The organism is Arthrobacter sp. B3I4 (assembly GCF_030816855.1).
Classification (GTDB): Bacteria; Actinomycetota; Actinomycetes; order Actinomycetales; family Micrococcaceae; genus Arthrobacter.
This window is the reverse complement of sequence record NZ_JAUSYK010000001.1, coordinates 2,232,113-2,244,944: the sequence shown is the minus strand read 5'-3', so window position 1 is coordinate 2,244,944 and position 12,832 is coordinate 2,232,113. Positions and strand designations below refer to the sequence as shown.

At 66.2% G+C, this 12,832-nt stretch carries 12 protein-coding genes, 2 tRNA genes and 2 pseudogenes; 10 read left to right on the top strand and 6 right to left on the bottom strand.

What is annotated here, in order from left to right:
* Positions 1 to 90 precede the first annotated feature (90 nt).
* Together ettA and QFZ61_RS10720 are read right to left on the bottom strand one after the other, a co-directional pair.
* Positions 91 to 1,774, bottom strand: a pseudogene (ettA, locus tag QFZ61_RS10725) (energy-dependent translational throttle protein EttA).
* A 182-nt stretch (positions 1,775 to 1,956) separates the two neighbouring features.
* Positions 1,957 to 2,499: a single-stranded DNA-binding protein gene (locus QFZ61_RS10720; protein ID WP_307035871.1), complete on the bottom strand. Its 543-nt coding sequence runs from the start codon at positions 2,497 to 2,499 to the stop codon at positions 1,957 to 1,959.
* Positions 2,500 to 2,714: 215 nt separating this feature from the next.
* On the opposite strand from QFZ61_RS10720, the gene QFZ61_RS10715 reads away from it, so the two are divergent.
* From QFZ61_RS10715 to QFZ61_RS10705, 3 genes are all read left to right on the top strand, one after another.
* Positions 2,715 to 2,787 (top strand) — tRNA-Arg (locus QFZ61_RS10715).
* Positions 2,788 to 2,992: 205 nt separating this feature from the next.
* The gene (locus QFZ61_RS10710) at positions 2,993 to 3,496 is read left to right on the top strand and encodes a lipopolysaccharide assembly LapA domain-containing protein (protein WP_307035869.1); all 504 of its coding nucleotides are present in this window, start codon (positions 2,993 to 2,995) and stop codon (positions 3,494 to 3,496) included.
* Between the two features lie 223 nt (positions 3,497 to 3,719).
* Positions 3,720 to 4,397 carry a DNA alkylation repair protein gene (locus tag QFZ61_RS10705; RefSeq protein ID WP_307035867.1) on the top strand — a complete coding sequence of 226 codons (678 nt, stop codon included), beginning with the start codon at positions 3,720 to 3,722 and terminating at the stop codon, positions 4,395 to 4,397.
* Here QFZ61_RS10705 and mptB read toward each other — a convergent pair.
* Positions 4,390 to 5,955: a polyprenol phosphomannose-dependent alpha 1,6 mannosyltransferase MptB gene (gene mptB / locus QFZ61_RS10700; RefSeq protein ID WP_307035865.1), complete on the bottom strand. Its 1,566-nt coding sequence runs from the start codon at positions 5,953 to 5,955 to the stop codon at positions 4,390 to 4,392. The genes QFZ61_RS10705 and mptB overlap by 8 nt on opposite strands.
* 172 nt (positions 5,956 to 6,127) lie before the next feature.
* Here mptB and orn point away from each other — a divergent pair, with 172 nt between their 5' ends.
* The 4 genes from orn (at position 6,128) to def (ending at position 8,841) form a co-directional block, all read left to right on the top strand.
* Positions 6,128 to 6,775 carry an oligoribonuclease gene (gene orn / locus QFZ61_RS10695; protein ID WP_307035863.1) on the top strand — a complete coding sequence of 216 codons (648 nt, stop codon included), beginning with the start codon at positions 6,128 to 6,130 and terminating at the stop codon, positions 6,773 to 6,775.
* Positions 6,776 to 6,907: 132 nt separating this feature from the next.
* A tRNA-His gene (locus tag QFZ61_RS10690) sits at positions 6,908 to 6,980 on the top strand.
* 97 nt (positions 6,981 to 7,077) lie between these two features.
* Positions 7,078 to 8,232, top strand: a complete 1,155-nt coding sequence (locus tag QFZ61_RS10685; RefSeq protein WP_307035861.1) for an acyl-CoA dehydrogenase family protein — start codon at positions 7,078 to 7,080, stop codon at positions 8,230 to 8,232.
* 36 nt (positions 8,233 to 8,268) lie between these two features.
* Positions 8,269 to 8,841 carry a peptide deformylase gene (gene def, locus QFZ61_RS10680; RefSeq protein WP_307035859.1) on the top strand — a complete coding sequence of 191 codons (573 nt, stop codon included), beginning with the start codon at positions 8,269 to 8,271 and terminating at the stop codon, positions 8,839 to 8,841.
* Between the two features lie 6 nt (positions 8,842 to 8,847).
* Here def and ppk2 read toward each other — a convergent pair.
* Positions 8,848 to 9,674, bottom strand: a pseudogene (gene ppk2 / locus QFZ61_RS10675) (polyphosphate kinase 2).
* A gap of 223 nt (positions 9,675 to 9,897) precedes the next feature.
* Here ppk2 and QFZ61_RS10670 point away from each other — a divergent pair.
* The 3 genes from QFZ61_RS10670 to QFZ61_RS10660 all read left to right on the top strand — a co-directional run bounded on the left by QFZ61_RS10670 (position 9,898) and on the right by QFZ61_RS10660 (position 11,486).
* Positions 9,898 to 10,866: a 1-phosphofructokinase family hexose kinase gene (locus tag QFZ61_RS10670; protein WP_307035857.1), complete on the top strand. Its 969-nt coding sequence runs from the start codon at positions 9,898 to 9,900 to the stop codon at positions 10,864 to 10,866.
* A gap of 101 nt (positions 10,867 to 10,967) precedes the next feature.
* Positions 10,968 to 11,216 (top strand): SRPBCC domain-containing protein, encoded by a 249-nt coding sequence (locus QFZ61_RS10665; protein WP_307035855.1) that lies wholly within the window; start codon positions 10,968 to 10,970, stop codon positions 11,214 to 11,216.
* Between the two features lie 15 nt (positions 11,217 to 11,231).
* Positions 11,232 to 11,486, top strand: a complete 255-nt coding sequence (locus tag QFZ61_RS10660; protein WP_307035853.1) for a hypothetical protein — start codon at positions 11,232 to 11,234, stop codon at positions 11,484 to 11,486.
* A 148-nt stretch (positions 11,487 to 11,634) separates the two neighbouring features.
* Here the strand turns inward: QFZ61_RS10660 and QFZ61_RS10655 are convergent, their stop codons facing one another.
* Positions 11,635 to 12,432 carry an HNH endonuclease family protein gene (locus tag QFZ61_RS10655; protein WP_307035851.1) on the bottom strand — a complete coding sequence of 266 codons (798 nt, stop codon included), beginning with the start codon at positions 12,430 to 12,432 and terminating at the stop codon, positions 11,635 to 11,637.
* Between the two features lie 163 nt (positions 12,433 to 12,595).
* Positions 12,596 to 12,805 carry a hypothetical protein gene (locus QFZ61_RS10650; RefSeq protein WP_307035849.1) on the bottom strand — a complete coding sequence of 70 codons (210 nt, stop codon included), beginning with the start codon at positions 12,803 to 12,805 and terminating at the stop codon, positions 12,596 to 12,598.
* Positions 12,806 to 12,832: the final 27 nt, after the last annotated feature.

Sequence of the window (12,832 nt, the reverse complement as noted above, 5' to 3'; positions counted from 1 at the left end):
CCGTACGCGGACACACAAAAGGCAGGCTCCTTAGGAGCCTGCCTTTTGTGTTGGGTCTGCGGAACTATTCCGCCGGGCTTCTTTCCGGACCTAGTCCCGGGTAAGGCGGCGGTGCGTCACCCGGTGCGGCTTGGCCGCGTCCGGGCCGAGGCGCTCGACCTTGTTCTCCTCGTAGGATTCGAAGTTGCCCTCGAACCAGTACCACTTGGAGGGGTTCTCCTCGTCGCCTTCGTAGGCGAGGATGTGGGTGGCCACCCGGTCCAGGAACCAGCGGTCGTGCGAGACCACGACGGCGCAGCCCGGGAATTCGAGCAGGGCGTTTTCGAGGCTGCTGAGCGTCTCAACGTCCAGGTCGTTGGTGGGTTCGTCGAGGAGCAGCAGGTTTCCGCCCTGCTTGAGGGTCAGGGCCAGGTTCAGGCGGTTTCGCTCACCGCCGGAAAGCACCCCGGCCTTCTTCTGCTGGTCCGGTCCTTTGAAGCCGAAGGCGGCGACATAGGCACGGGACGGCATCTCGACCTGGCCGACCTGGATGAAGTCGAGCCCGTCGGAAACGACTTCCCACAGGGTCTTGTTCGGGTCGATGCCGCCGCGGCTCTGGTCAGCGTAGGAGATCTTGACGGAATCACCGATCTTCAGGTCGCCGCCGTCGAGGGGTTCCAGACCGACGATAGTCTTGAACAGCGTGGTCTTGCCGACGCCGTTGGGGCCGATCACGCCGACGATGCCGTTGCGTGGCAGCGTGAAGGACAGTCCGTCGATCAGGGTGCGGTCTTCGAAGCCCTTTTGCAGGTTCTTGGCTTCCAGGACCAGGCCGCCCAGCCGCGGTCCCGGCGGGATCTGGATCTCTTCGAAGTCGAGCTTGCGGGTGCGGTCCGCCTCGGCGGCCATTTCCTCGTAGCGGGCCAGACGGGCCTTGGACTTGGTCTGCCGACCCTTGGCGTTGGAGCGGGACCCACTCCAGTTCCTCGGTAAGCCGCTTGGCCTGCTTGGCGTCCTTCTTGCCCTGGACTTCGAGTCGGGCGCGCTTCTTCTCGAGGTAAGTCGAGTAGTTTCCCTCGTACGGGTAGAGGTGCCCGCGGTCCACTTCCGCGATCCATTCGGCGACGTGGTCGAGGAAGTAACGGTCGTGGGTGACGGCGAGGACAGCCCCGGGGTAGCTGGAAAGGTGCTGCTCGAGCCACAGCACGCTTTCGGCGTCAAGGTGGTTGGTGGGCTCGTCCAGCAGCAAAAGATCGGGCTTCTGCAGCAGCAGCTTGCAGAGGGCGACCCGGCGGCGCTCACCACCGGAGAGCAGCGTAACGTCCGCGTCGGCCGGCGGGCAGCGCAAAGCGTCCATGGCCTGCTCCAGCTGGGAGTCGAGGTCCCAGGCGTCGGCGGCGTCGATGGCCTCCTGCAGCTGGCCCATCTCCTCGAGGAGGACGTCATAGTCAGCGTCCGGGCTGGCCATTTCCTCGGAGATCTCGTTGAAGCGCTGGATCTTGCCGTAGATCTCGCCAACGCCTTCCTGGACGTTGCCCAGGACGGTCTTCTCCTCGTTCAGCGGCGGCTCCTGCAGCAGGATACCGACGGTGTAGCCGGGGCTCAGCCGCGCCTCACCGTTGGAGGGGGTGTCCAGCCCGGCCATGATCTTGAGGATGGTGGACTTACCGGCTCCGTTAGGGCCAACGACACCAATCTTGGCGCCGGGGAAAAAGGACATGCTCACATCGTCGAGGATGAGTTTTTCGCCAACGGCCTTACGGGCCTTGCTCATTGTGTAGATAAATTCCGCCATGCCTACAAATCTAGTGGCTTGAAGCCGATATCTCACATTTGCGCGCCTGGCACCGGAGTCCGGGCCGCGGGCTCACCCCGACGGTGACGTTGGCGAACCCGCCCGGCAATGAACTTCTGCCGGCACAGCAGGTCCGTCACCGCCACGGCGCCGTTCCGCAACCGGCGCGGCTGCTTGTCCTCTCAGGCTGCAGGCTCCTTCAGTTCGCCGGTTTCCTCGTCAAATTCCAGCTCGTCGTCGGCATCAGCCTCACCCTCAACGTCCCCGCCCTCCCCGACGGCTGAAAGGTGGCGGAACGGGTCGTCCAGGCCGGGCCCGCCCTCGATCCGCCCCGGGAAGGCTGCATCCCGGGCGTTCGCCGGGTTGTGGCCGGCGTTCCGGGTGAAATTGGCGGAGCCCCACATGAGGTCGTGGCCCACGGAATCGGCGTCAATATCAACGGCGTGGTGGACCCGGCCGTCGGATTCCCAGCTGCGGACCTTGAGCCGACCGACGACTATGACAGCCTGGCCCTTCTTGATGCTGCAACCCATGTTTCCTGCGAGCTGCCGGTATCCCTGCACCGTGAACCAGTTGGTATTCAGGTCCACCCAGGTGTTGGTGGCGCGGTCAAAGCGGCGCCCGGTTGAACCCAGCCGGAAGGAGGCGGTTGCAACACCGCCCGGCGTCGTCGAACTCTTAATGTCGGTGGCAACAAAGCCGCGGACCGTAATGCTGTCATTCATTGGTCTGTCCTGTCTCGATGGGTTATTTCCTGGCTCTCCCAGCCTCCTGCCGGGGCCGGACGCGAGGCAGTGGGCAACTGGGCTATGTGGAAAACCCGGACCGGTCCATTGCCCGGACCCCGGGTCGTGAACACCGGGCGTCCCTGACGTGCTGCGCGTGCCGGGCACGGTAAACTTCTTGAGGCATCGCCCGGCAGCAACCAGGCTGGCGCCATGCCCCAGTAGCTCAGGGGATAGAGCAGCGGCCTTCTAATCCGCCGGTCGGGGGTTCGATTCCCTCCTGGGGCACATTGTGCGGCTCTGGTCGCGGACTATCCGCCGGCCAGGGCCGCTTTCTTGTTGCCGGCTCCGTCGCGGCCGGGCCAGGGCCGCAAACAACGAAGAACCTGATCCCCCTCCACGCTCAAAGTCGTAAGTACCCTTAGGATTGGAGTAACAAGCGGGGCACTTGAAAGCCTGCCCGTCCCGCGAGCAACCGAAAGGTATGGCCGCCATGACCCAAACACCCCGTGGATTCGATCCCCAGGAGCCTGTCGAAGGCTCGAACACGCGATACCCGACTACCGGAAACGCTTCGGCCGAAACCCCCGACACCGGCTACCCAGCCGGCGGCCCGGCGGCCGGGACCAGCGGGGTAACAGGTGCCCGGTCCGACGCCGTGGCGACTTCGCCCGCGGAGGCTCCCCGCACCGCGACTGCCGGCACGCGCGCGCCAGCCGCTGAGCATCACAAGGTCACCCGCGCCGGCATGGTCTGGGTCGCGGTTGCCAGCGCGCTCGTGGTCCTGGTCCTGCTGATCGTCTTCATCCTGCAAAACCAGGTCTATGTTCAGGTGGCGTTCTTTGGTCTTCAGGGATCCGTCCCCCTCGGCATTGCCCTCTTCATCGCCGCGGTCGGCGGCGGGATCCTGGTGGCGATCGCGGGCGCTGCGCGCATCATCCAGTTGCGTCGTGCAGCGCACCGCCAGCGCGTCGGCCAGAGCGCGCGGACGCGCTGAACCGCTCGGAGCTAGCTCCGACCCAGCAGCGACAGCACCGTTGAGATAACCGGGCCGTCCGCAACAACCGCCAACGCGCGGCCGCTGCGGGCGGCCCGGTGTGGTTGGGCCGCGCGCCGCCCGCAATAGGTGGCCACTGCGGGCGGCCCGGCGTCGTTGGACCGCGCGCCCGGCCCATGCGGCCGCCGCTGGCGGCCCGGCGTCGTTCCTCTAGAGTGATTCCATGTCTGGGCCCGACCTGGTCTCACTGATCCGTTCCTCGCTGTCGGCCGCTGCCGATCCGGCGCGGGCGGCAGCGGCGCAAAGGTATCTGAAGTCGGACATGCCGATGCTTGGCGTGCGCGCGCCCGAGGTCCGCAGGATCGTTCGCGACGCGGTTGCAGCGTCCCCGCCGGCTGCGCTGGAAGAGCTCAAGGCGGTTGTCCTTGCCCTGTGGCGGGAGGCTCGGTGGCGGGAGGAACGCTACGCCGCAATCGACCTCACGGGTTGGCGTCCGGCGGCCGGTGAGCTTGCGATGCTTCCGGTCTACGAGGAAATCATCCGCAGCGGTGCCTGGTGGGATCTGGTCGACGGCGTCGCGCACCGCCTCCGGCAACTGCTTCGGGCGCATCCGACGGAGATGGCCGCGGTACTGCGTCGCTGGAGCACCGACCGGGATTTCTGGATCCGGCGGGCCTCCATTACCGCGCAGCTCGGGGCGAAGAACGCCACCGACCGGGACCTGCTCGGCGACGTCATCGAGGCCAATCTGGCCGAATCCGAGTTCTTCATCCGCAAGGCGATCGGCTGGGCGCTGCGCGACTTCTCGGCCACGGATCCGGACTGGGTGCGCAGCTTCGTGCAGCAGCACCCGAAGCTGAGTCCGTTGTCGCGCAAGGAAGCGTTGCGCAAGCTTAGATAACGGGCCTGGTGGTGACAGGTTCTGCTGGCTTGCTGAACAGCTGCTTGGTCTTCGGGTCCAGGAAGATCAAATACAGCGCGAAGAGCAGAGCGATGATGGCCGCGGCGTTCCGGGCAAGTGCGAGGGCGAGCCCGAGGTCCCCGGTCTGCAGGTACGGGAAGACTTCGAGCTGGTCCGAGATGGCGTAGACCATGAAGAAGGACACCATGAAGTAAAGCGCCTTCACCTGCCAGTCGTCCCTGATGCCGGTGACGGCGAACAGCGGGATGAGCCAGACGACGTACCAGGACTGGATCATCGGTGCCAGGAACACGACGGCGGCGAACGCCAGGGTGAGGCGGCGCATCAGCCGGTCGAAGTCCCCGCGGAAAATCTGCCAGGCGACGATGCCCAGCGCGAGCAGCTTGCCGGCGTCGTACACCCACTTGGCCATCCCCCAGCCGTCCCAGCCGAAGGCGTTGAAAATTGAGGCAACAATGAGCCCGAGCAGACCCACCGGCGCGTACCAGATCCAGATGCTGCCGGGCGCGGAGAGCCCGTTGATCCAGCCAAACCCGAAGCCGTTGACCAGGCTCATGGCGTACAGCAGCGCCAGGCTGATCCCGGCGGTCAGGGCCCAGAAGACGAACTTTCGCGGCCAACTGGCGTTCTTTCCCGCCCACAACAGGCCGATAAACGGCAGGAAAACGATGGTGATGGGCTTGACCGAGATGGACAACGTGACCAGGACCAGGCCGAAGAGCACCCGTTTGGTGGCGCAGTAGTAGAGGCCCGCCAAGGCCAGGCCGATCATCAGCGCGTCATTGTGCACGCTGGCGATGAAGTTCGTCAGGAAGAGCGGGTTGGCGGCAGTTAGCCACAGCGCCCGGTGCGGGTTGACGCCGTGGAGCTCCGCCAGTTTGGGCACGTAGATGATGCAAAGCACGATGCCGATCAGGGCAGCCAACCGGAACAGCATGATGCTGGCTTCGGGGTGCACGTTGGTGGACCAGACGACGAACTGTTCGATCCAGAGGAAAAGCTGCCCGTACGGCACCGGCGCTTCGGTCCACATTTTGTCCGCGCCCAGCTGGAAGTAGTTCGACAGCGCCGAAATGCCGTTCTCGTAGGGGTTGAATCCCTCGACCATCAACCGGCCCTGGCCGATATAGGCATAGACGTCGCGGCTGAACAAAGGCACCGAGAACATCATCGGCAGCCCCCACGCCGCCACCGCCGCCAGCGTTGCCGTCCGGGCGCCCTCGCCCCAGTGACGTACACGCTGCCCCAGCCTTAGCCACGCCCGGACCAGCAGCATGCCGCCCACGGCGAGGAGCACGATGCTCAGCCCGACGCCCACGGCTTCGGTGCGCATCCAGATGAACAGGGGCAGCCGGCGCAGTTCGGAAACCGGTGCCAGCCAGCCGACACCAAGCGAGCCGACTGCCATGAACATGGAACCCATGAATCCCGCCAGGATGGGCGAGCGGGCGTTGTCGACGTCGGCAAGAACTGCCTTTGATGAGGTCCGGGACGTACCGACGGCCTTTTCCCCCGCCGCAGGTACAGGCGCCGTCATCTCAGGATCGTCCAATCTGTTGTGGGGCTGGTGTTGTGGGGCTGGTGCCGGCCCTCTTCCGGCCGGCGAAGCAGCCAGGGGGCACGCCGCGATGACGAAAAACTTCGACCGCCGCGTACCCGAAATCCTAGCACCGGACCGCTCTGCGGCGAGGGAACGGTACGCTTGGCGGGTGCCTATTTCTAATGAACGCATCGTGTGGATCGACTGCGAAATGACCGGCCTGGACACCAAGAATGACGCCTTGATTGAGGTGGCTGCCCTGGTGACGGACTCGGAACTGAACATCCTCGGCGACGGCGTCGACGTCGTAATCAAACCCGACGACGCCGCGCTGGCCCAGATGAACGACTTTGTGCGCGACATGCACACCCGGTCGGGGCTCCTGGCGGAGCTTCCGCACGGCAAAACCATGGACGAGGCCCAGGCCCTGGTGCTCGACTACATCAAGAAGTGGGTGCCGGACCCGAAGAAGGCACCTCTGGGCGGCAACTCCGTGGGCACCGACCGCGTCTTCCTGGTCCGTGACATGCCCGAACTGGTGGAGCACCTGCACTACCGCGTAATCGACGTCAGCACCATCAAGGAACTGTCCCGCCGCTGGTACGCCCGGGCGTACTTCCAGTCCCCCGCCAAGCTCGGCGGCCACCGGGCCCTGGGGGACATCCAGGACTCCATCGACGAACTCCGGTACTACCGTGAGGCCGTGTTCGTCCCGGCACCCGGACCGGACAGCGCGACCGCACAGCGGATCGCCAAGTCGGTCATGGCACCCGCCGAAGCACCCGCCGAAGCACCCGCAACCGCGCCTGCGGAGTAATCTGCGCCACGTTTACGGTAAATTTCCGAGGTTTTCCCGGAAAGTGGCGAAAGTACTCCCGAACAGCAGGTAAGCTATTTGTCGTTGCCTTTTCAACCCGCCGGATCTCCGGAGGGCATGGCGGGGCACATGGTGGGCGTAGCTCAGTTGGCAGAGCGCCTGGTTGTGGTCCAGGAGGTCGCGGGTTCAACCCCCGTCGCTCACCCTCACCAAGGACGGCAGAACTGTCTGACCTTGCCAAAGGCCGCACCGGATATCCGGTGCGGCCTTTGTTGTTTGTCCGTGCACGGAAGGAAACCGCAGTGAAGCGCCAGCTCTTTGAAGAAGACCACGAGATGTTCCGTGAGATGGCCGCGGAGTTCAACACCCGGGCAGTTGCCCCGCACTACGGTCAGTGGGACCAGGACCACATCATGCCCCGCGAGCTGTGGACGGCGGCGGGTGAACAGGGCCTGCTGGGCCTGGCGGTCCCCGAGGAGTTCGGCGGCCTGGGCATGGCCGACTACCGGTTCCGGGCCGTGCTGGACGAGGAGTTCGCCAAGAGCAACCACCTCGCCGTGGGCCTGGCCTTCCATCTGCACGACGACATGGTCCTCCCCCACCTGCTGGCGTACGGCTCGGACGATTTGAAGCACCGCTGGCTGCCGGGCATGGTCTCGGGCGAGACGGTGACCTCGGTCGCCTGGACCGAGCCGGGCGCGGGGTCCGATCTGCGCGGCGTACGCACCAAGGCCGTGCGCGACGGCGACGACTGGCTGATCAGCGGCCAGAAAACGTTCATCGGCAACGGGATCTCCGGCGACGCCTCCCTGGTCCTGGCCCGGACCGACGGCAGCAGCGGACGCGGCGGGGCCGGGTCTTTCTCGCTGTTCATGGTCCGCAAGGGCGAGGGCTACAACACCGGCAGGCAGCTGGACAAGATGGGCCTCAAGGCGTCCGATACGGCCGAGCTCTTCTTCGACAACGTCCGGGTGCCGCACGCGGATCTGGTCGGAGAAGAAGGCAAGGGGCTGCAGTACTGCGCGGAGCAGCTGCCGCAGGGCCGGCTGGCCATCGCCGTCGCCGGTTCCGCCGTCGCGCGTGCTGTTTACGAAGCGACCGTGACCTACACCAAGGACCGCAATGCCTTCGGCGAGCGGATCATCGATTTCCAGAACAGCCGCTTTGAACTGGCCGACATCCTCACCGAGGTCGAGGTCACCGAAGGGTACGTGGACCGGGCGATGCTCGCCTTCAACGCCGGCGAACTGGGCGCTGCCTCAGCGGCGCGGGCCAAGCTGTGGGCCTCGGAGCGGGCGAAATCCGTTACCGACCGCTGCCTGCAGCTGCACGGCGGCTACGGTTACATCCTGGAATACCCGGTGGCACAGGCCTACCTCGCCACGCGGCTGCTCACCATCTTCGGGGGCACCAACGAGATCATGCGCGACGTCGTCGGCCGCACCATCGCCGGCTGACTACACCAGCACCAGCATCAAAGGAACTCTTTCGCTATGACAGTCCTACCCATCACCATCTGGGGCGAGCCCGTGCTGCACCGCCGGGCCGCCGAGGTCGACGTCTTCGACGATGAGCTGCGCACCCTGATCGCGGACATGTTCGAGACGAACGACGCGGCCAACGGTGTGGGGCTCGCGGCGCCCCAGGTCGGCGTCGGCAAGCGGCTTTTCGTATATAAATACGCCAACGACGACGGCGCCCCTCCGGCCGGCGTCGTCGTCAACCCGGTGCTGACGCTGTCCAAGGTCTCCGGGGCGCTCCCGGACCCGGACGAGGAAGAAGAAGGCTGCCTGTCTTTCCCTGGCGGCCAGTACCCGCTGAAACGCGCCGAATGGGCCCGGGTGCAGGGTCTCGATGGTGACGGCAAGCCGGTCGAGTTCGAGGCCACGGGCTGGTTCGCCCGCGTGATCCAGCACGAATATGACCACCTCGACGGCAAGCTGTACGTCAACCGGCTGGTCGACCGCTATGCCCGCAAGGCCATGAAGCAGGCCAAGAAAAGCGGCTGGGGCGTGCCGGGGCTGACCTGGATGCCGGGCGTGGACCCGGATCCCTTCGGCCACTGAGCCGGGCTACTCCTCCCCCGGCTCCTGCAGCAGCGTTGCGCTGTCCGGCACGTAGCGGAAGAGGTCCCGGGGCGGGCGCGTGTAGTCGACTGCGCGCGGCCGTTCCGGCAAGGTCACCGGCTCCGTCCGGACTTCGGTGTAGTCGATGCTGGACAACAAATGGGCGATCATGTTGATCCGGGCCCGGCGCTTGTCCTCTGCTTCGACGACAAACCATGGTGATTCGGCGGTATCCGTCTGCATAAACATGTCGTCCTTGGCCCGCGAGTAGTCTTCCCACCGCAGGATCGCTTCCCGGTCCATGGGCGAGAGTTTCCACTGCCGCAAGGGGTCCTCCAGGCGGGACCTGAAGCGCCGTTCCTGCTCCTCGTGGCTGATCGAGAACCAGTACTTGAACAACAGAATGCCTTCCTGCACCAGCAGCCGCTCAAAGACCGGGCACTGGGCCATGAACCGCTTGTGTTCCGCGGGCGTACAAAATCCCATCACCCGTTCGACGCCGGCGCGGTTGTACCAGGAGCGGTCCATCAGGACGATCTCCCCGGCGGCCGGGAGATGCTCCACGTACCGCTGGAAGTACCACTGGCCGCGTTCCCGTTCGGTGGGCGCCGGCAGGACGACGATGCGGGCCACGCGTGGGTTCAGGTATTCCGTGACCCGCTTGATCGCGCTGCCCTTGCCCGCGGCGTCGCGTCCTTCAAAAGGACCAGCACGCGCGCGCCCGTGCTGCGCACCCACTCCTGCAGCGCCACCAGCTCCGCCTGGAGTCGGGAGAGCTCGGCCTCGTAAACGCGGCGCGGTAACCGCTCGGGCTTTCCCGACGCCGGTACCATTGCTCGCTTCCGGACGCCCTCCCCACCGGAACCCCCCTTGCCTGGGCCCCCTTTGCCGGCCGCTCCCTTGCCGCGTGCTCCCTTGCCGTGTGCCATCGTGTCCGCCCTGGTCGCGCCCCGCGGTGTGGTGCCGCCTGCCCTGCCGCGCCCATTTTCTCCCCGCGGCCGCCCGCCTACAAGGGGTTCCGGCCCGCACCACGGCTGCGTCTCCTATGCTGGGCGCATGGATGCTTCCACACCGGCGCGGATGTTGCCTATCCTCACGGTCACCGTGAATCCAGCCCTGGACATCAGCACCACGACGGAAAAGGTACTGAGCGGCCACAAGCTCCGTTGCGGACCCAGCCGGCTGGACCCGGGCGGCGGCGGCGTCAACGTTGCCCGGGTGGTCCAGCGGCTCGGCGGGCGGCCGCTGGCCGTCTACACCGCCGGTGGTCCCACCGGCGAGGCCTACCGCAGGCTCATCGAGGCCGAGCGGCTGCCCACCCTGGTGGTGCCCATCCAGGGCAGCACCCGGCAGGACTTCACCGTCGATGAGGGTTCCACCGGCGAGCAGTTCCGGTTTGTGCTCCAGGGCCCGGAACTGAGCGAGTCCGAATGGCGCCTGTGCCTGACGCTGGTGGCCGACTCGATCCAGCCGGGCGGCTATGTGGTCGCCAGCGGAAGCCTTCCTCCGGGGGTTCCGGATGATTTCTATGCCGAGGTGGCACGTCTGGCCAAGGAACAGGGCGCGCGCTGCGTGGTGGATGCCTCCGGCCCGGCCCTGGCCGCTGCCCTGGCCGAAGGGGTTTTCCTGGTCAAACCGAGCCGCCGGGAACTCGGATTGCACTTTGGCACCACACTGGACAGCGAACAAAGCGAACTCGAGGCCGCGATGGCACTGGTGGCCGACGGATCCACCGAGCACGTAGCCCTGACCCTCGGCGGGAGGGGTGCTGTCCTGGCCTCGCGGGAGCAAACGCTCCGGCTGGCGGTCCCGCAGGTCCGGGTGCAGAGCACCGTCGGCGCGGGCGACAGCTTCCTGGCCGCCTTCGTGCTCCGCCTGGCGCAGGGCCGCAGCCTGGCGGAGGCGTTCCGGTCCGCCGTCGCCGCCGGCAGCGCGACCGTCACCACCCAGGCCACCGAGCTGTGCCACCGGGAAGATGTCGAGCGTCTGGAGGCCGAACTGGCAACGCAGGACCTCGGCGCCTGACCGTCTTCTGACCGCAGCCGCTTGTCCGCCAAGAACCTTGACGGGTACCCGTATGGTTTGGATATTGAGCACGCACCAAGGGTGACCAAAAGGAGCACACGATGACCACCAACACACCTCGAAGCGTGGGCACTCTCGGCGACCTGCGAGCAGCGGACGGCAAGGGCATCGTACGGCTTGAAGACCGATTCGACACCGCTATCGAGGACCTCTGGTCGGCCCTTACAGACCCCGTTCTTCTCGCCCGCTGGCTCGGCGAGGTAGAGGGCGATCTCCGCGAGGGCGGTGTTTTCCGTGCGCGCTACTTTGCCAGCGGATGGGAAGGCACCTGTCGCGTTCAGGCGTGCTAGCCCCGGCAGCGGCTGATGATCCTGACCAGCTCTCCGGACGAACCGGAAGGCATCATCGAGGTCACCCTAGCCACTGACGGCGGCCAGACCATCCTGGTCTTGGAAGACCAGGGCCTGCCCCTGGCGCAGATCGCCGCCTACGGAGCAGGAGACCAGATTCACCTCGAAGATCTTGCCGCCTTCCTAGCGGGCCGCGACCGCTGCGACGCGCGGGCCAGGTGGCAAGAACTTCACCCCGCTTACCAGGAACTGGCCGCACGTCTCACCTAGAAGGCTGAAAATCTCCAGGCTGGCGCACCTAAGGCATCACCTTGTAGAGGTCGATGACAGTTTCTACCGGTGGCAAGGTGAAGCGGGGACGCCGGTCAACGGGACTAAATTTCACCGGGTCCTCAGCACGGGGCCTCAGCGCGGGGCCTCAGTGCGGCACGATGGTTTGCTGACCAGGGCAAGCACCGAGAACACGCTTCATCGCGTCCTTTTCAGCCGGCGTCACCCATAGCCGATAGGCAGCCTTGACCGAAATCTGCCGGGCGACGTAGTGGCAGCGGAAGGACTTGTTCGGCGGCAGCCAGGTGGCGGCGTCGGCGGCGCTCTTGTCCTGGTTCGCCTGGCCGTCCGCCGCCACGAGGTTCAGCGGATCATTGGCCAGGTGCTGACGCTGCACGGCTGAGAGCTGCTGGGCACCCTTTTGCCAGGCGTCCCCGAGGGCGACGACGTGGTCGATTTGCACCGCTTTACTGGAGTCCGTCCCCCGCTGGAACTGGGTGGTCCGGCCGGTGTAGGGCTCCTGGAAGGTTCCTGCACCGATCCGGCAGCGGGACCCGTCGGTGAAGCGGGCGCCGGTGAGGTCACGGCGGAGGATGTCGTTGCGGGTGTCGCAGCCGTTGCGGTCGACGTCGAGCCAGGCTTGGCCGAAGACGCTGCGGTCGTAGGTGTTTCCCGCTGCCCGGCCTTTGACCGGCAGGGTTTCCAGCACGTCGGCGGCACGGCCGGCAGGTACGGACTGGACAGCGTCGACGGCTTTCATCCAGCCTGCCGCCAGAACCGGGGCTTCCGTGGGCCCGGCGGGCGGCGGTTCGGCCAGGAGAAACTGGCCAACGGTGAAGAACCAGCTGAGCGCTGCGAGCGTTGCCAGCGCCCCGGCAGCCAACAGGACCCACGCCTGGCGGGACCGGCGCCGTGCGCGCCGGAAGTCGTTCCAAGTGGCGGTCACGGGGAGTCCCGCACGGCGTGGGCCTGCTGCACCCCCAACAGCGTAGGCGGGATCACGGTGCGGTTGCCGCTTATCCACAATGTGCAGGACAAGTGCCGTCGCGGGTTGCCGTCCGCCGCCGTTGACCAGGCTGCACGGCTGCACAGCCGTGCGGGCCCGGGGCTTACTGCTCCCTGGTGACCCGGCGGAGGTCCTCGTCGGCAAGGTTCAGCAGCGCTTCCAGCTGGCTGACCCGCGCGTCGTCGATCTCGCCGGCGGCGCGTTTGGCGCGTGCGTCGTCGACGAGGCGCTTGGCTTCTTTGGCGTTTTTCCGCGCGACGTCGAGCGCATGCTCGAGGGTTGTTTCGTGTTCCAGAGCCGGGTTCTGTTCCATGGCTCCATTGTGGTTCGCTTTCCCGGC

What these genes read in the sequence shown, in the direction of transcription:
- QFZ61_RS10650 (WP_307035849.1), bottom strand. Translation starts at nt 12,805, where the DNA reads ATGGAACAGAACCCGGCTCTGGAACACGAAACAACCCTCGAGCATGCG.
- QFZ61_RS10710 (WP_307035869.1), top strand. Translation starts at nt 2,993, where the DNA reads ATGACCCAAACACCCCGTGGATTCGATCCCCAGGAGCCTGTCGAAGGC.
- def (WP_307035859.1), top strand. Translation starts at nt 8,269, where the DNA reads ATGACAGTCCTACCCATCACCATCTGGGGCGAGCCCGTGCTGCACCGC.
- QFZ61_RS10660 (WP_307035853.1), top strand. Translation starts at nt 11,232, where the DNA reads ATGATCCTGACCAGCTCTCCGGACGAACCGGAAGGCATCATCGAGGTC.
- QFZ61_RS10665 (WP_307035855.1), top strand. Translation starts at nt 10,968, where the DNA reads ATGACCACCAACACACCTCGAAGCGTGGGCACTCTCGGCGACCTGCGA.
- QFZ61_RS10720 (WP_307035871.1), bottom strand. Translation starts at nt 2,499, where the DNA reads ATGAATGACAGCATTACGGTCCGCGGCTTTGTTGCCACCGACATTAAG.
- QFZ61_RS10705 (WP_307035867.1), top strand. Translation starts at nt 3,720, where the DNA reads ATGTCTGGGCCCGACCTGGTCTCACTGATCCGTTCCTCGCTGTCGGCC.
- mptB (WP_307035865.1), bottom strand. Translation starts at nt 5,955, where the DNA reads ATGACGGCGCCTGTACCTGCGGCGGGGGAAAAGGCCGTCGGTACGTCC.
- QFZ61_RS10670 (WP_307035857.1), top strand. Translation starts at nt 9,898, where the DNA reads ATGGATGCTTCCACACCGGCGCGGATGTTGCCTATCCTCACGGTCACC.